We start from the raw sequence: 16,223 nt of genomic DNA, 5'->3' as shown, positions 1-16,223 counted from the left end.
AAATAGGTGCTGCGGGCGCTTTTCCCAATCAGGAACAAGCGGCAAGCGAACAGCTTATCGATGTGCTCCGGCCGCAAGCCCCCCTGCGAGCCGGAGCGCTCGAACGGCCCCAGCCGCCGCCACGCTGGGGCCGTCGTTTTTTGGGCCCGCAAATTGAGCTACGGCAGCCTTTTTGACATTCACTGGAACCTATTTACTTCTTTTAATTTATTTAATTCGTAGTATTTAAATCTGTGCTACCTAACAGCGAGGATGGACGCTATGCTCTCCGAAGATGAAGACCGGCGTGAGTTCTTGAAGACCTGCGGAAAATTTGCCGCAGTCACGCCCCCGGCAATGACCATGCTGCTGTCGACCTCCCTCACCTCAAACGCGATTGCGCACTCCGGAGGTGGAGGCGTCCGGCACGAGCATCACGAACACCATCACCATCACGACCGCGACTAGGCGGCATGGCTTCCGAGACAATTAGGCCGCCCTTCCAGGCGGCCTTAGTTCTTGTTCTTTTTCAGAGGCTTATTCGGTTCTGCTGTTGGTGCGTCGATGTCAACAGGGGGAAGCTCTCCGGTGCGGTCCTTTAGATCGGCTGCGCGCTGAATTAAGCCAGACGCAACCGCCGGGTCCTTTGTCGTCCTGGCCATCCGCAGCAGCGTCGCTGCAGCCTCTCGAGCGAAATAGTTGAAGCGCGACACGATCTTGGCATTCCCAACTTACCCAGTCGGGATGACGCAACAGCTCGGAGTCGGTTCCCGGGTTTGTATAAAAATGCACACAAAAGGCCTCAGCTCCCGGCAATAGGATGAAGCCGAGGCCTCCGAATATGGCCCCAGCTCTCGCGAGAGATCGCCGCCCTAGCCGTCGAACAGCTTGGTCCGTAAGTGCTTGTCTCTCGCCGCCATTTTCATGAACACCGGGTGAACCGAATGTGGTGAGCGGCGTTGGCAGGGATGGACCGCGAGCTGGAAAAACGGGCGGAACAAGCCCTTGTCACTGTTACGCTGAGCATGGCGACGCTCATTACGAGCCTCGGCTTTCTAGTAGCCAACCTGCGATAAGGCCGCCTCAGTCCGCGGCCCCTTCTCTTGATGAGCTCCACATAGGTGCCGCTCTCGTGCAGTTCGAGCCAGCCGCGCTCAACCGCGCGTTTGATCCCGGCGACGAACTCCGCACCGCTGGCCTTCAACGAGTAGAGAAACGGCGCATTGATCTTCTCGATATAGATGCGGCCGTCCTGGACGGGCTCGATGCTATTCGCGATCTCGACCAGCTTGCGCGCAGCAGCTTCCGGGTCGGCGAAAGGACGTTCGGCGGTGAGTTTCATGAACTAGCCTTAGCGCGATTCTGGCTTCGAAGATGCCCATCATCTATTCGCTGCCCCCCTGCGCATGGCGCCCCTGCGGGCCTTCATCGGGGAAATCTACGCAGCGCTAACTGGCGTTGGACATCGCGAATTGCGGCGGTCTGTCGCTCGCGAAATCCGGCCTGACCTCAGCTCCGCGGTTGCCACATGCGCGGCAGATGAACCGCGGCTCGAGCTGAGATATCCGGAGCTCATCAGGCCACTTGTCGACCTGGTCGGCCGAGAGCTTCACGTTGTGATAGCGGCTTGCGGGTGATCTCCTGCACGGGTTACGATGCAACCTATTTTAGAATTTTCTTTTTGGAGCTACTCATTGGCAACAAGCATTCAAACGATCGTTTCGGCTTATGTACGTCTGAAGAACCGGCAAGCCCTGGAGAATATGCGAGATCTTCGGCGCCAGTTGCTCGAACAGCTACAGTCCACATCGGTCGTGTCCCGAGGAGTGGTGTAGCTGATTAGCAAAGCCGCTCGCGAAGCGCGCCCTCAATAGCGCCGTAGCGAGCGAGCGGCTTTGCGGGTGGTCACCGATGATTCGTCGGTAAGGTTTGGATTGCGACAGCCAACCTGATTCGAGGAACCACCGATGACCGACGACATGATGAACCTGCGCACGCTCGTAGAGAAGACCCCCGATGCAGATCTCTTGCGCGAGATGATCGGCTTTGCCGCCCACCGGCTGATGGAGCTGGAGGTCGAGGGCCTGACCGGGGCCGCGTACGGCGAGAAGAGCCAGGAACGGCAGGTCCAGCGCAACGGCTACCGCGACCGGAGCTGGGAGACCCGCGCCGGCACCGTCGAGCTGCGCATTCCCAAGCTGCGCAAAGGCTCCTACTTCCCGGGCTTCCTCGAGCCGCGGCGGATGGCCGAGAAGGCGCTCACCGCCGTGGTGCAGGAGGCCTACGTGCAGGGCGTCTCCACCCGCTCGGTCGACGATCTGGTGCAGGCGATGGGCATGAGCGGGATCTCCAAGAGCCAGGTGTCGCGGCTGTGCGGCGAGATCGACGACAAGGTGAAGGCCTTCCTCAACCGCCCGATCGAGGGCGACTGGCCCTATCTGTGGATCGACGCGACCTACGTGAAGGTGCGCCAGAACGGGCGCATCGTCTCGGTCGCGGTGATCATCGCGGTGGGAGTCAACAGCGATGGCCGCCGCGAGGTGCTCGGCATGGATATCGGTCCGTCAGAGGCCGAGACGTTCTGGACGGCGTTCCTGCGCAAGCTGGCGCGGCGGGGCCTGCGCGGCGTCAAGCTCGTCGTCTCCGACGCCCATGAGGGCATCAAGGCGACCGTCAGCAAGGTGCTCAACGCCTCTTGGCAACGCTGCCGCGTGCACTTCATGCGCAACGCGCTGGCGCATGCCGGCAAGAGCGGCCGGCGCGTCGTCTCCGCCTTCATCGCCACCGCCTTTGCCCAGGACGACGCCGAGGCAGCACGGGCGCAATGGCGGCGCATCGCCGACCAGCTCCGCCCCAAGCTGCCGAAGCTCGCCGCCTTCCTCGACGAGGCCGAGACCGACGTGCTGGCCTATATGAGCTTCCCGGCCGCGCACCGCGCCAAGCTGCACTCGACCAATCCGCTCGAACGGGTCAACGGCGAGATCAAGCGCCGAACCGAAGTGGTTGGCATCTTCCCGAATGAGGACGCCATCACTCGCCTGATCGGTGCCATCCTGCTCGAACAGAACGACGAGTGGACGGTTCAACGCGGCCGCTACATGACACTGGAAACCATCGCCCCGTTGGGCGATGATCCCGCCGTCAGCTTCCCGGCAATCGCCAGCTGACCGATCCGGCCCATGCCGGCGAACGTGGTGACCCGCACTCAGCTACACCACGCCACGGGACACGATCTCCACATCTAGCATCAACCCGGCTGAGTCTCGAGATGCGCTACTTGAGGACCTCCGAGTAATCGAGGATGGAATGGAGCAGCTCCAGCTAAGGCAGTAACGGGCCGCCCGCCAGTGCACGCTGGCACCAGGCAGCGCATGCGGTCTGTCTTCGGGAGTTCGGCCCAAAGCCTGCCTAATTTTGTCGCTTTAAGACGAATGATGGGACTCAAGGGCGTTCGGGGCATCATGGAAATCCGGACAGTGATCAGCCCGGTTGCCTGGGCATTCGTCCTAGGTGGTCTTGGCCTATTCGTCATGCTGTACCTGCCCTGGTAGCGGCAGGCATGTGCGGCTCGGAGCCGCCCGAGCCAACGAGAGGGGCGGCGTGCCGCTCTTGAAATCCGGCCGAACATCGGCGCCGCGCCTTCCGCATGCCACGCACACAAACCGGGGCTCGAGATCTGACAGCCGCATGCCATCCGGCCAACAGTCAGCATTGAGTGCCAAGCTGTGGCTGCACCGGTAATCTGCGCAATAGACTAGGACCCCGCGCACGCCCATCTCACGCATCTCGCCGAAAGGTGATCTTCAGCGGGCGGCCTTCGGGATGGGTACGGGTGATGCGTCCGGTCAGGCGAGGCATCCCGCCAAGGATGGCGGTGCTGCGGGAGTCAAATTATCGATTCCGGGTATGGTGGAACGGCGCCGAGCTACCGCAAGTCGTGGGTGTGGAAAGCGAGTGCGCCGAACGCCTCACGCAGGCAGGTGGATCGTCTCCACCCGCTGACAAGGGCGGCACTGGAAGGCGTGCACTCGGGGCAGGTCGATGATGGCCGGGAGCGTCGCCAAGAACGTCATCGGGCGCCGGCAACGTGAGCAGATCAGGATTGGCGGGTCGGCGTTGACCGGCGAGGACATGATGCCGGCCACGGTAACCACGCCGAGGGCTCAGATCATGCCGGGGCAACTACGGGGAAGGGTATCGGTGAGGCAGAAACCGCCGTCCGGCACCGCTGATGCGAGCATTGACCCACTTGCCTCTGCGGGAACGTCGGTTGCCGGCCTGTGTTATTCGGCTAAGCGAACCGGAGGTTGGATGATGAGCACCGAGACGACGTTCGTCTGCGATTGTTGCCTGCGGGAAGCGGACAATCATGTTGGTTGGGCTCATATCAGTATCAATTGGGGCCGATGGGGATCGGCAGGTCATGCCGGACGAAGCCGCGACCTATGCGAAATTTGTTGGAGCCCACTTCAGCAGTTGCTGAAGCAGCAGCTCGAGCAACATGCTCGGAAGCGAGGCGGTGGCGTCAGCTAGGAGAAGCCAGCGAGTTTTCCCTGGGCGCCAGCATTCGCACGAAGGTCCCGCTTTTGTGCCGTTCAACCCAGCCTTTTCGGTGGCGAACTTGATGCCAGCGCCGAACTCCGAACCCGTAGCGGGGCGAAAGCCTAGAGAGATCGAGGTGTGAGCGAGCGCCCGCGTCCAGGCTAGAACGTCATGCGCGTTCCTTGAACGCAGCAATGGCCTTTGACAGTCTGATCCCCGGACGCTCGAGCCATCTCTCTGTCATCCAAGAAATGAGAATGGTCACATTAGCGGCCATATCCGCATCCATCTTCGGAAGATGAACCTGGCGATGTTGGCGATCGATAGATCTGGGAGGTCGATCAAAATTCTTGTTATGAGATAGCCACTCAGACAAACAATATGCTTACGCCAATCGATCCGCCCGGCAATTTGTCTCCTTTGTGGGCGAAGAAAACAAATAGCGCGGCCATCGCGCGAATATAGTCAAGAAAGACGTCACGCCTCATTCCAATTCTCTTACCTTGGCGCAGCCGCGGGCTCGCGCACCCCTCACACACTCTCGAAGGGTAGATTCTTGATCGCATTCCATTGATGCTCATGGGCCACGCCCGCGTAGCTTTCACGCAGTGCGTTCGGCTTGCCATTGTCAAGACCCGCGAGCTTGCAGGCCTTAGCGAAGTTGCTTTGCAGGCCGGTCGCCGACAGACGGCAGTCTCGCGAGCTGAGGAAGAAGGCCTCCCCTTTGGGCCTGGGAAACACGGTGTCGCGCTCACGGGCGTATCGACGAAGGGCTGCCTGGGTCGTTGGGTGAACAGGAATCAGGAGGTCTTTACGGAACTTGGTTTTACGGACGAGGACGACCCGGCTGGTCAGATCGACGTCGCCGCGAACAAGGCTGACCACTTCGCCCGATCGTAATCCTGTGCTGGCCAACAATCCGATTAGCGTCGCCATCGTGCGGCCCTGAGAGGGTTCCCCGGCGAAATGAAGCTGCATGCGTCGATAAGCGACGTCAGCTCAGCCTCACTTAGGATGCGCGGCGGCGGAATCGCCCTGGACCGCGGGAAAGCTTTGCGCTCCAAGTCCTCGGTCTGGGGGTCGTAGACGACCAGGTACTCGTAGAATCGGCGGAGCACGCCGTGACGGACCGCGCGGCTGTCGGCGGCGCCACCGAACGACAGGACGAAGTCCAGCGCCATCGTCCGGGTGGCGGGCGCACCCAGCTGAGATCGCTCGACGTAGCGAACGAAAGCCCGCAGCGTGCCGGCTTGCTTGTTGAAGGCGTAGCCGAGGGAGCGGCGCAGCTCGATGTAGCGCTCGACCTTGTCGTCGAGGAATGCGGCGAAGGCGGTCATGCGGCGCCGCCCCGGAAAGGGGAGTGCGACCTCAGCGAGCTGCGAGGCCGCGACATTCACGTACAGCGCCGTTGTGTTGATGCTCCGGTGCCCTAGAAGATTGGCGACCTCGTTGATCGGCCTTCGTCGCCCCACGAGCTGGGTAGCTAGACTGTGGCGCAGGAGATGTGCGCCTCCGACGCGACCGAGCTCGATCCCACCATGCTGCAACCGCTTCCGCACGATCCTCGAAACAGACGACACGTACTTGAATGGTCCCACGGGCGGCGTGAAGGACAGGAACAGATGCTGACTATCGACCTTCGATCGAGCCCGCAGGATGTAGTCGGCGAGCGCGGCGCCGGTCTCCTCGATGAGCGGGGCCACTCGGTCACGCTTGCCCTTGGTGCGCCGGACAAAAACCTCGCCAGCTCGCCAGTCGATATCCCTGATCTGAAGAGCGCGTAGCTCGCCGTTGCGAATGCCTGTGGTGGCGAGCAACAACAGGACAGCTCGATCGCGAAGGTCGATCGGCGTCGCCTTGCCGATCGCATCGATGGCGCGGCGAACATCATCCCACGAAAGCCGGGGCGGTAAATGGGCCATTCGCCAATATGGCGTTCTTGGAACCACGGGAGCCAGATCCTGCTCGTGGTGGCCACCCCAATGCAGAAAGCGGAGAAACGTTCGGATGTGAGAGATCGCCGCCGTGCGAGTGCCTGAGGTCGCCGAGAGCGACAGCCGATACTCGACAGCGGCAAGGACATGCTCTGCCGTCAACGCCTCGAGGTCTTGGCCAGGATGGCGATGGCGGAGCCAATCCAGAAAGCGCCGTGCGCCAAAGAGAACACAGATAACGCTTGGCAGTCGGTGCAATGGCAGATCCAGGATCTTGTCCGGATCGATGTCGGCCTCGTAGGTAATGTATCCGCAGTGACAACGCCCCTCGATTTTCATCTCATCCTCCGCAGCAGGCTCATTCTCAAAGGCCGGTGATGACTCCCATCTGGCGATTGGCGGGGTAATACGAGCCGGCCGGCGTCCAACCGGCTCGCTCCAACAGGGACAAATATTGTGCTTCTGTCCTCTCCTGGCCGGAGCCCCAGCACATCATGTGAATGTCAAAGAGCTTGGAAAAATGCGGCACGTCATGTTCGGGCACGACGTGCTCGACCACGAACACTCGCGCCGGAGCGGTCGCCGCCTTCCGGATGTTGGACAGGAGATTGATGCACTCCGCATCGTTCCAGTCGTGAAGTATCATCTTGAGGCTGTAGGCGTCGGCCTTGGGCACGGCTTCGAACATGTCGCCGGCCACATACTGGCATCATTGCTGGAGCTCGAGCTTCGTCGCCCATAGCTCGTGGACGTCCTCCACCACTTCGGGCAGATCAAGAACGGTTCCGCGAAGGCCGGGATTGGCCAGGAGCAACGCGCACATGAGATGTCCATAACCTCCTGCCACATCGCAGAAGGTGCGGATGCCGGAGAAGTCGTAGCCACGCAAAGCCTCCAGAACCAGGGAGGACTGCACCGCCGAGTAGCTGGTCATCGCCTGTTTGAAGCGCTCGGCGTAGTCCTGGTTCTTTCGCGCATAATCAAACGCCATGCAACCAAACTCGCGGATGAATGCATTCTGCTTGCCGTCCCTCACCATGGCGGGGAGGTGTTTCCAAAGCGCGTAGTGCTGCGGGCCCTCCTCAAGCCGCGCCATGGGCTTCAGGGATTGGGGGTGATCCGAGCGCAGGAGCTCGCCCTTATCGGTGAGTACAAACCCCCGTGAGCTATCCTCTTCAAGGAGGCCGATGGTCGCCTGCGCCCTGAGCAGGCGGTAGAGCAGGTCGGGATCGACGCCCAACTCGGCGGCCAACACGTGCGCCGTCTTCGCCCCTCGTTTATCAAGGTGATCGAATATGCCGAGTTCCGTGCCGGCGGAGAGAGTCTGGCTCCGCCAGCGGCCAAATATGAGATCCATAACCTGATCGGATGCGGCATTCATTGCTCACCTCCCTGGCTTATGCCCCGTATTCTCGGATCCCGCATTCGAGGCTAGGGTAGTGAAAAGCGGGCCGGGCCGTCGAAAGATTGCAAATTCGGTTCGCAAAATTGCATACTGAGCCCTTTACACCTGCCTTAAACGACCTTTCCGGGATTCATGATGTCGTCTGGATCGAGCGCGTGCTTGAGCGTTCGCATTACCTCGACCGCGGCTTCCCCATACTCGGGTAGGAGGAAATGCTTCTTGCCCTCGCCGATCCCGTGTTCGCCGGTACAGGTCCCGTCCGCGGCGATTGCAAGCGATGCCAGCCGCTCGATGAAAGCCTTGGCGCGGGCGACTTCGCCTGAGTCATCCATCATCACCATTAGGCTGGCATGAAAATTCCCGTCACCCACGTGGCCGACGATCGGCGCGATCAATCCGGCACACTCAATCTCCTTCCTCGCGGCAGCGACGCATTCCGCAAGTTGCGAGATCGGCACGCATACGTCGGTGACGACGACCTTCGCACCAGCGCGATACGACGCTATCGCCCAGAACATGTCGTGGCGCGCCTGCCAGAGCCGAGTGCGATCCTCCGTCCCCCTCGTCCATTCGAAGCCGGCACTCCCGAACTCGCTAGCCAACTCGCCGAACCGCGTCGCCTGTTCGGCAACTCCTGCTTCGGAGCCGTGGAACTCAAGAAAGAGCATCGGCTGCTCTGGAAGGTTTAGTTTCGAGTATGCATTACATACACGCACCTGCATCTCATCCAGTAGTTCGACCCGAGCCATCGGAATGCCCGACTGTATCGCTGTGATTGCGGCTCGGCAGGCTGCATCAACGGACGGAAAGCGGCAGACGGCAGCAGATATTGCCTCAGGAATGCCATGCAGCTTGAGTGTGAGTTCTGTGATGATCCCGAGCGTGCCTTCCGCGCCCACCATCAAGTTTGTCAAATCATAACCTGCAGAAGTCTTCCGTGCGCGGCGCGCGGTGCTCATCAGCTCGCCGTTTGGCAAGACGACCTTCAAGGACACAACATTGTCCTTCATCGTACCGTAGCGCACCGTGGTTGTTCCCGATGCGCCTGTCGAGGCCATGCCGCCTAGCGAAGCGTCGGCGCCCGGGTCCACCGAAAAGAACAATCCTCGATCGCGCAACTCGTCATTTAGGCGCTTGCGGGTTACTCCAGGCTCAACGACGCAGTCGAAATCCGCGGGGTGTACCTCAAGGATGCGGTTCATGTCCTTCAAGTCGATTGAGACTCCGCCGAACGGCGCATTGGTGTGGCCTTCCAGCGACGTCCCTGTGCCGAACGGGATGACCGGTACACGATGCCCAGCGCATATGCGCACGATCTGCTGAACGTCATGCGTGTTTTGGGGAAACACCACAGCATCGGGCGGCGCTACGGGGTGCCAGGTCGTGATATTGGCATGCTGCTCACGCACCGCGAGCGACGTGACGAGCCGATTGCCGAACAACGCAGTAAGTTCAGCTAGTGCCGCGCTGACCGCCCCGGGGTTTTGCTGCTTTGTTGGCCTATCAAGCATGACCGCCTCCTCGATCCTTATGGGGCGGCATTGTTCGCGACTGTGGAGATGCTGTAAATTCACTTACCAGTATACATTGCGGGAGCAAACGAATGCCGCGCTCAGCAACACAGACACGGCAAACCATTCTCGATGCTGCATATGTGCAGTTTCGTCGCCGGGGCTATACCCGCGTTAGTCTTGATGAGATTGTGGCTGCAGCTCGCGTTACGAAGCGCACACTCTACTATCACTTCAGAAGCAAGGACGATCTCCTTGGCGCGGTACTCGAAGCCCAACACCAGCTTGCTCTGGCCGCTTTCAAGACATTTGGCGATCATCTCTCGGGCACTCCCGAAGAGATTATTCAAAGGATGTTCGACGACATTGCTGTGTGGTCAGCGCGACCGGATTTTGCCGGAACCGGCTTTACGCGGTTTGTCATCGAGCTTGCAGATCTTCCTGGTCACCAGGCGCGCGTCATTGCACGCCGCCATAAGGCTCTGCTCGAGAATAAACTCGGCGAGGTTCTCAAGCGGGCAAAGGTTCCTGCCCCCGAAGCCCGTGCGCGCGAGCTGATACTCCTGTCTGAAGGGGCTATAGTAATGCTGCTAGTCCATCGCGACCGCCGTTATGTTACGGCGGCATCCGAAGCTGCGTTGCGGCTTCTGAAGGGGTAGCGCGGAGGTAAGTGCCCGCGCACGACAAGTGGAACCGTGAACTTCCTCCAAATTGATGGACACCTGTAGTAGGCTCGAAGAGCCAGGAGGTGTCGAATGGAAGGACGTCAACGTCGGTGGTTTACGGATGACTACAAGCGGGGCTGAAGTTCCAATTGTGGAACGCCGTTGCACAATTGGCCGGTTTCCGAGCCCAAGCCCGTTAACGAAGGCGGCCAGATGACCCTCGACATGATGGGCTGAGAAAAAACAGCGTAACCGGCAAATCGTGTGGATCGGCAAGATTGGTTCTGATTATCGTAAATGCCGGTGCGCCCCTGATATGCTCAAAGGCACCGGCGGACGTCCTGACCGGCAAACGAATCCTTGAGTTTTCCCGGGTCTCGTGACGTGACCGCGTTGACTCTTTCCGTCGCGCCGGGCGGTCTGAGAGCATGCAGACCGTTTCACTGCCATATCGGTGCTCCGCCGAAGACCAAGCCTTTCTGGATGATTGCCGCCGCGTCTATTCGGCGGCGGTGCGGACGGCCTATGCGAACGCCGCCGATGCGTCCGGCGCCCCCGTCAAGCAAAAGCCGCTGCGCGATCTGGTGAAGTCGCGTTTCGCTGGCGGTGTGCTCGACGCCTGGGCGCTGCACTGTGCCACGCTCGAGGGAATGGACCTGCACAAGCGGGTCCCTGATGGGAGGATGGTGTTTGACGGTCGGAAGGACCTGGAACGCAGGGGGAAAGGCCTGCTCGAACCCAAGGATTGGAAGCGTGCCAGGCTGCGGCCAATGACGATCCGCAGCGACAAGAACTACACCGGCAACCGGCACTTCCGGCTCGGTAAGGACGGGCGGAGTTGCACGTTCACCATGCTCCAGGGTGGCCGCATCAAGGGCAAGCCGATGGTTCGGCGCAGCGTCACGCTTAGGGCAGGGACTATGTTGCCTTGAACATGTGCCGAGCAGCCTGGCCACGGCGCCGGGGCGCTTTCTGAGTGCGACTTTCATCGCGCAGTTGCTGCTGTTCGGCGATATACGCCAGCACTTCACCCAGCCGCTTGTTCTCAACGATTGCCGCCTGATCGACCTTCCGCAACTTGTCGAACGTGCGGTACGGCAAGTCGCGCCCACGATGCCGGATCGCCAGCCGGCCGTCCGGGTAATCGACAATGGTAACGCGCTGACGCGCGAGCGCCCGCGTGATCTCGTTCTCTTCCAACATGAATAGGATCTTGTCGTACTGCACCGTCAAATTGCCGGTTACCGTGCGTTCCTCCTTCCAGGCAAACACGTCGCTGAGCGGCGTCAGATCGGCAGCCGGGCGATGTGCGTCCTGGTCCGACTTCGCAACCTTGCCGAAGCGGGCATTGTAGCTCGCCAGAAACCCCGGTAGAAACTCGTTACCGAGCTCAATCGTCGCGATTCCCGCCAAGCGCAGTTCTTTGACCAGTCGGTCCTGCAGCGTCCCAAACGATCGCTCAACGCGGCCCTTGGCCTGCGGGCTGTTCGCGCAGATGATGTCGATGTTGAGCTCGTGCAGCGCGCGGCCGAATTGCGTCATGCCGTCACCGCCTTCGGCCTCGCGGTTGTTAACGCGGAAGATGGCATGCTTGTCCGAATAAAAGGCGATCGGACGGCCATGGCGCTCCACGTACGTCCGGGTCTCACGCAGATAGTCCAGCGTTGATTCCGACGGCACGAACGCAGCGTGCATGATCCGACTGGCACCGTCATCAATGTAGGCAATCAGCGAACATTCCGGGCCGCGGTTCTCAAACCAGTAATGTCGCGAGCCATCAACCTGAATCAGTTCGCCAGTTCGCTCGCGCCGATGTCGTGGCTGATGTACGGAGGGCAGGCGGCGCTTGCGATCAATCCACAGGCCTTCTTCAATCACCCACTGACGCAGCGTTTCGCGCGACACCCGGCAGTCATGGACCTCCCGCAGCTTCTCCACGGCCAATGTCGGACCGAAATCCGCATAACGCGCCTTCACCAGCGACATCGTCAGCTCGCGCACCGGCGCCGGCAGCCGGTTGTTGCTGGGCTTGCCACGACGCTTGGAGGCTAAGCTTGCCGCTCCATGCTCGCGTAGCGAACGGAGCAGCCGGAACACCTGTCGCCGTTGCAACTGAAGTACCGTGGCGGCCTCTGACACCCGCAATCGCCCGGCTTGTACCTCCATCAAAATATTGAGCCGCGAAAACTCCTTGTCGCTCATTGACACCACCACGATTGCCGTCCCCCGCAACTGTCGGCTGTCTCGGCAAGAGGTTTGTTATGAGCTGAAGCTCCACGACGCGCTTTCGGAGGCGCTTGAGACGATAGAAGCGGGCGGCCTCATACGTAAATACAGCTTGGTCTGGTCACGACGGAGCGAGGCGCCACGGATTATTGTCTGGAAGGCGACCGATACTCCAGATGATGCGTTGCGCCGAACAATCGCAGATTCGCTGGCCGGTCTGGCGGCTGAGTCGCAGATCACTATCGAGAAAGGCTAAGGACAGAGATCATGATCAGCTGTCGAACGATATCCAGCGTGGCTTGCCAAAGCGTTTCTGGCAGCGGCCTCTGTGCCTGCGTCTTTCCTGATCGGACTAACCTCGTGGCCGCCATCGAATAGCTCCCGGGTAGCACCCACATCAATGGTTATGGCCCGAGTCATCGGCTGCGCGTCTAACAGCTATTGCCATCCAATCCCGCAGCAGTCCCTTGTCTTCCCTTGAAAAAGCGGCCCGCCTTTTGAGATCTTCCAGTGTGTCACCGGGATGGCATCGCTCGAAATCCTCCCGGATCAGCGATTCGAGGTAGCACCGCTCCTCCTCACCGGCTGAACGGCGACTGCAACAGGAGTTGGTCGGCATGCGATATTTCACACTTCGCTGGAACTCGGCGCCAGTATAAACTTCGACGACGATTGTTAGTTCGCGAACAGAAGGCCGCCGACGTCAGGAGGCCACGATCTGACCCGATCCGGGCGGTCCAACACCCGTTCAATTTGGCTGGCGGCCGGTGGGGCAAGACCTCATAGGGCAGTGCCACAAAAGGTCCTGCCAAACTCATCTCAAGGCCACAAGCCAGTGCGCATTACTGGACCAGTCGCCTATATTCTCCTCTACGTCGCCCTGTACGCAGCGTTCGGCGTCGCATCTCCTTTCTGGCCAAAGTTTTTTGAAACGAAAGGCCTGGCCCCCGAGCAGATCGGAATGCTGCTGGCTGCCGCCATGCTCATGCGGCTCGCCTCTGGACCCTCGGTTGCGTTTCTTGCCGATTTCATAGGAACGTTGCGTTTCCTGCTCGCAAGCTGTGCTGCCTTGGCCGCCGCGGCCGCGGCCGCATTGATCTGGGCCCATACGTTCCTCGTGTTGCTTCTTATCGCGCTAGCTCAGGCCGCTGCTCTTGCTCCCACGACGTCAATCGCCGATGCGCTATCGGTGAACGTGGCTAAGCCTCGGGTAGCGGGAAGGCAGTTCGAGTACGGCTGGATAAGAGGCTCCGCCTCGGCAGCTTTCATATTGGGGACCCTCGGAGTCGGCCAGTTCATTAGCTCCGCCGATTTCTCAGCCATCATCTGGATGAACGCGGGGCTTCTGATCGCGGCCGCTGGCGCTACAGCATTGCTACCTGGTGTGGCCGATTGGGCCGCACGTCACCGTGCGGCTAGGTCTTCCGTCCCTGAGGTCGGTTCACTACTTGCGATCCCGCCGTTTCGAACCGTAATCCTGGTATCAGCTTTGGTCTATGGCAGCCACGCAATGCACGATGCATTTGCTGTGATACGGTGGACCGAAGCTGGCATAAGCCCTGCGGTGATCAGCTTTCTGTGGTCAGAAGCGGTTATTGCGGAAGTGTTCGTGTTCTTGCTCATCGGTCCGGCATTCCTCGATCGTTGGGGCCCCCGCGGTGCAGCTGTTTTGGCGGCCGGAGCCGGAATCGTGCGTTGGTGTGTTGCCGGCCTGACGACCTCCGCGCTGGTGCTTGCGCTGATACAGCCGCTACACGGGGTGACCTTCGCTTTGCTTCATCTCGCGTGCATGCGCATAATGGGTAATCTGATCCCGAGAAGCGCCGCCGCAACCGCGCAGGCCTTCTACGCATTTGGCTCAGGTTTGGTAACTGTGGCGCTGACCTTTTTATCCGGCATTCTGTATGCCTCGCATCCCGGAGCCGCCTTCTTTCCGATGGCAGCTCTCTGTGCTGTAGCACTTCCGCTGGCCTGGGTTGGGTTAGCGAACACACGGGATCACACTATCAGTGCGACCTGATGCAAGCTTTAGATTTTAGCTGCACCACGATTTGATGGTCAAACGTCGGCGGGCTGACGTCGAGTACGCGCAGTATCCCTGTCGCCGCTGCGGATCATCGGTCTTGGAGGAGGCGCGCAAAGCCAGTGCCCGCTGACCTTGCCCCCTGGACTTAATCCAGATTGAAGTTCGCTCTGGCCCATATGAGGACCAGAGCATGAAGCGCAACCGCTTTACGGAAGAGCAGATCATCGGGATTTTTAAGGAGCACGAGGCTGGCGTGTCGGTTGCCGATCTGTGCCGGAAGCACGGCGTCAGCGATGCCAGCATCTACAAATGGAACGCCAAGTTTGGCGGGATGGAGGTCTCGGGGGCCAAGCGGCCCGTCGCTCGAAGTTCGCCGCGGCCCATCGATCCCACGCGTCGAAGGCGTCTGCATAATGCTTTCGCATCTGCTCCTCGGCAGCGAGGCAGTCGACGAACTTGTCGAAGACCAGCTCCGTATTCACGGGCGTGACGCCGCCGACCAGAACGACAAGCATCCATTTCACAACCTGGTGCTCCCGCCTCTCGCCGGCCTGCCCAACACTGACATTGCGCGCAAGCTCCCGAATTGGTCGTGCAATGTCTCATCGGGCAAAACGACTTGGCACTGGCTATTACCGGCAAAACTGGCCCGGCACTCTAGGCCGGTCGCGGGCAGCGCTGGAATAACCCCTTGACGTGGGATACGGTTCCGATGGACTCGCAGGACAAGCTGCCCGCTGCGTAGAATTGGTGCAGCAGGCAAGGAACGGCTATCCACGGCAGGCGGTTTTTCAATCCATGAACAGGCTTTACCCGCTCGTTCTAGAGCATTGGCTTCCGAGTCCCGTTCGATACGGCATCTCAGCGAGCATCATGCTGGCCTGCGCCGTACTGCAGATAGCGTTGCAGATGCAGACCGGCGCGCCCGGATATTTCCTACTGCTCCCGGGCGTGTTTCTGTCGGGCCTGATCTTCGACCGAGGCTCCGGAATTTTCGCAGCGATCATCGCCGTCGCCGTTGGCGCCTATCTCAGCTATGCCGCCAGCAACAGCAACGGCATCGACTGTTTTGCGACCAACGCTCTCTTCGCGATTACTGCAGCCGGTACGGCGACCGTCGCCGAATTCCAGCGCGCTGAACTGCGGCGTGTCATGCTGGCGGACAAGACAAGGCCGTGCTGCTGCAGGAGATGGCGCACCGGACTAAGAACAACCTCACGATCCTTGGCGGAATGATCCGGCTGGAGGCAAGGCACGGCGGGCCGGAAGTCGCGGCCGCGCTGGAAGCCACTGCGCGCCGGTTGCAGGTGATGGCAGAGGTTTACGACCACCTCTCGCCTAGGCAGGATTCTCGATCGGTCAACATGCGCTATTTCGTGAACGACGTCGTCGAGAAGGTCTTCCAATCCCTGGCTCCGTCCGGACCGATCGCTTTCCAGGTGGTCTGCGAAGACGTCTACCTGCCGAACAACCATGCACTCGCGATCGGTATGATCACGAACGAGTTGGTCACGAACTCGCTGAAGTACGCCTTTCCTTGTGACAGACCGGGCCACATCGTGGTGGCGTTCTGGAGCGGAAGTGGCATCGAGTTGTCGGTCTCCGACAACGGCGTCGGCCTCCGCGAGGGAGCGGACCCAAGCGGATTGGGATCGCGGATCGTTCAGCTGCTCGCCCAACAGCGGAAGGCGAAACTTCGTACGAACGGCTGGATCGCGGCTTGCTTGTCCGAGTGCGGGCGCATCCGCGTTAGCTGTCGTCTGAGATCTGCCTCTCTTCGGCGACTCCCGCTCTCGTCGTCCGCGGGGGCACGCCGGACACACTGATCCCGGCCACACACTCTTCCGAAAATTGCGATCCACGGATCGTTTTTGCCGATGAAGATGGGTTGCCAAGGGCTACATCCCGGTGCACCAGCTCCGTGGTGCCAGCAAA

Annotated in this window: 13 protein-coding genes and 2 pseudogenes; 9 read left to right on the top strand and 6 right to left on the bottom strand. The window is 60.4% G+C overall.

Annotation, left to right across the window (positions count from 1 at the left end; all coding sequences use genetic code 11):
- Positions 1 to 261: 261 nt before the first annotated feature.
- Positions 262 to 447, top strand: coding sequence for a hypothetical protein (locus P6U28_RS15460; RefSeq protein WP_407123220.1), 186 nt, complete (start codon positions 262 to 264; stop codon positions 445 to 447).
- Positions 448 to 901: 454 nt separating this feature from the next.
- Here P6U28_RS15460 and P6U28_RS15455 read toward each other — a convergent pair whose 3' ends face one another.
- Positions 902 to 1,321 carry a hypothetical protein gene (locus P6U28_RS15455; RefSeq protein WP_407122650.1) on the bottom strand — a complete coding sequence of 140 codons (420 nt, stop codon included), beginning with the start codon at positions 1,319 to 1,321 and terminating at the stop codon, positions 902 to 904.
- A gap of 625 nt (positions 1,322 to 1,946) precedes the next feature.
- Between P6U28_RS15455 and P6U28_RS15450 the strand changes: the two genes are divergently transcribed.
- The gene (locus P6U28_RS15450) at positions 1,947 to 3,146 is read left to right on the top strand and encodes an IS256 family transposase (protein ID WP_407121051.1); all 1,200 of its coding nucleotides are present in this window, start codon (positions 1,947 to 1,949) and stop codon (positions 3,144 to 3,146) included.
- A 1,906-nt stretch (positions 3,147 to 5,052) separates the two neighbouring features.
- Here P6U28_RS15450 and P6U28_RS15445 read toward each other — a convergent pair.
- The 4 genes and pseudogenes from P6U28_RS15445 to P6U28_RS15430 form a co-directional block, all read right to left on the bottom strand.
- Positions 5,053 to 5,457: a tyrosine-type recombinase/integrase gene (locus tag P6U28_RS15445; RefSeq protein ID WP_407122649.1), complete on the bottom strand. Its 405-nt coding sequence runs from the start codon at positions 5,455 to 5,457 to the stop codon at positions 5,053 to 5,055.
- On the bottom strand, positions 5,445 to 6,794 hold the full coding sequence (locus P6U28_RS15440) for a tyrosine-type recombinase/integrase (protein ID WP_407122647.1): 1,350 nt from the start codon (positions 6,792 to 6,794) through the stop codon (positions 5,445 to 5,447). The genes P6U28_RS15445 and P6U28_RS15440 overlap by 13 nt, the downstream gene beginning before the upstream one ends.
- Positions 6,795 to 6,819: 25 nt before the next feature.
- A pseudogene (locus tag P6U28_RS15435) lies at positions 6,820 to 7,812 on the bottom strand (methyltransferase).
- 158 nt (positions 7,813 to 7,970) lie between these two features.
- Complete coding sequence (locus P6U28_RS15430) at positions 7,971 to 9,371, bottom strand: FAD-binding oxidoreductase (protein ID WP_407122645.1); 1,401 nt, start codon at positions 9,369 to 9,371, stop codon at positions 7,971 to 7,973.
- Between the two features lie 92 nt (positions 9,372 to 9,463).
- Between P6U28_RS15430 and P6U28_RS15425 the strand changes: the two genes are divergently transcribed.
- Together P6U28_RS15425 and P6U28_RS15420 are read left to right on the top strand one after the other, a co-directional pair.
- Positions 9,464 to 10,030, top strand: a complete 567-nt coding sequence (locus tag P6U28_RS15425; RefSeq protein WP_407122643.1) for a TetR/AcrR family transcriptional regulator — start codon at positions 9,464 to 9,466, stop codon at positions 10,028 to 10,030.
- A gap of 434 nt (positions 10,031 to 10,464) precedes the next feature.
- Positions 10,465 to 10,968: a hypothetical protein gene (locus tag P6U28_RS15420; protein WP_407122641.1), complete on the top strand. Its 504-nt coding sequence runs from the start codon at positions 10,465 to 10,467 to the stop codon at positions 10,966 to 10,968.
- Here P6U28_RS15420 and P6U28_RS15415 read toward each other — a convergent pair.
- Positions 10,955 to 12,238 (bottom strand): ISNCY family transposase, encoded by a 1,284-nt coding sequence (locus P6U28_RS15415; RefSeq protein ID WP_407122640.1) that lies wholly within the window; start codon positions 12,236 to 12,238, stop codon positions 10,955 to 10,957. The genes P6U28_RS15420 and P6U28_RS15415 overlap by 14 nt on opposite strands.
- On the opposite strand from P6U28_RS15415, the gene P6U28_RS15410 reads away from it, so the two are divergent.
- The 5 genes and pseudogenes from P6U28_RS15410 (at position 12,228) to P6U28_RS15390 (ending at position 16,114) form a co-directional block, all read left to right on the top strand.
- On the top strand, positions 12,228 to 12,518 hold the full coding sequence (locus tag P6U28_RS15410; protein WP_407122639.1) for a hypothetical protein: 291 nt from the start codon (positions 12,228 to 12,230) through the stop codon (positions 12,516 to 12,518). The genes P6U28_RS15415 and P6U28_RS15410 overlap by 11 nt on opposite strands.
- Before the next feature lie 579 nt (positions 12,519 to 13,097).
- Positions 13,098 to 14,282 (top strand): MFS transporter, encoded by a 1,185-nt coding sequence (locus tag P6U28_RS15405; RefSeq protein WP_407122637.1) that lies wholly within the window; start codon positions 13,098 to 13,100, stop codon positions 14,280 to 14,282.
- A 196-nt stretch (positions 14,283 to 14,478) separates the two neighbouring features.
- Positions 14,479 to 14,643: pseudogene (locus tag P6U28_RS15400) on the top strand (transposase); the annotation flags it as partial.
- 341 nt (positions 14,644 to 14,984) lie between these two features.
- Positions 14,985 to 15,524: a hypothetical protein gene (locus P6U28_RS15395; protein WP_407122636.1), complete on the top strand. Its 540-nt coding sequence runs from the start codon at positions 14,985 to 14,987 to the stop codon at positions 15,522 to 15,524.
- Positions 15,464 to 16,114: a sensor histidine kinase gene (locus P6U28_RS15390; RefSeq protein WP_407122635.1), complete on the top strand. Its 651-nt coding sequence runs from the start codon at positions 15,464 to 15,466 to the stop codon at positions 16,112 to 16,114. The genes P6U28_RS15395 and P6U28_RS15390 overlap by 61 nt, the downstream gene beginning before the upstream one ends.
- Positions 16,115 to 16,223: the final 109 nt, after the last annotated feature.

The sequence above is a fragment of the Bradyrhizobium sp. STM 3561 genome, from assembly GCF_045571455.1.
Lineage (GTDB): Bacteria > Pseudomonadota > Alphaproteobacteria > Rhizobiales > Xanthobacteraceae > Bradyrhizobium > Bradyrhizobium vignae.
The sequence above is the reverse complement of the archived record's forward strand: the minus strand, read 5'-3'. Positions and strand labels throughout refer to the sequence as shown.

Coding starts and splice junctions, on each gene's coding strand:
- P6U28_RS15460 (WP_407123220.1), top strand. CDS start 262: ATGCTCTCCGAAGATGAAGACCGGCGTGAGTTCTTGAAGACCTGCGGA.
- P6U28_RS15455 (WP_407122650.1), bottom strand. CDS start 1,321: ATGAAACTCACCGCCGAACGTCCTTTCGCCGACCCGGAAGCTGCTGCG.
- P6U28_RS15450 (WP_407121051.1), top strand. CDS start 1,947: ATGACCGACGACATGATGAACCTGCGCACGCTCGTAGAGAAGACCCCC.
- P6U28_RS15445 (WP_407122649.1), bottom strand. CDS start 5,457: ATGGCGACGCTAATCGGATTGTTGGCCAGCACAGGATTACGATCGGGC.
- P6U28_RS15440 (WP_407122647.1), bottom strand. CDS start 6,794: ATGAAAATCGAGGGGCGTTGTCACTGCGGATACATTACCTACGAGGCC.
- P6U28_RS15430 (WP_407122645.1), bottom strand. CDS start 9,371: ATGCTTGATAGGCCAACAAAGCAGCAAAACCCCGGGGCGGTCAGCGCG.
- P6U28_RS15425 (WP_407122643.1), top strand. CDS start 9,464: ATGCCGCGCTCAGCAACACAGACACGGCAAACCATTCTCGATGCTGCA.
- P6U28_RS15420 (WP_407122641.1), top strand. CDS start 10,465: ATGCAGACCGTTTCACTGCCATATCGGTGCTCCGCCGAAGACCAAGCC.
- P6U28_RS15415 (WP_407122640.1), bottom strand. CDS start 12,238: ATGAGCGACAAGGAGTTTTCGCGGCTCAATATTTTGATGGAGGTACAA.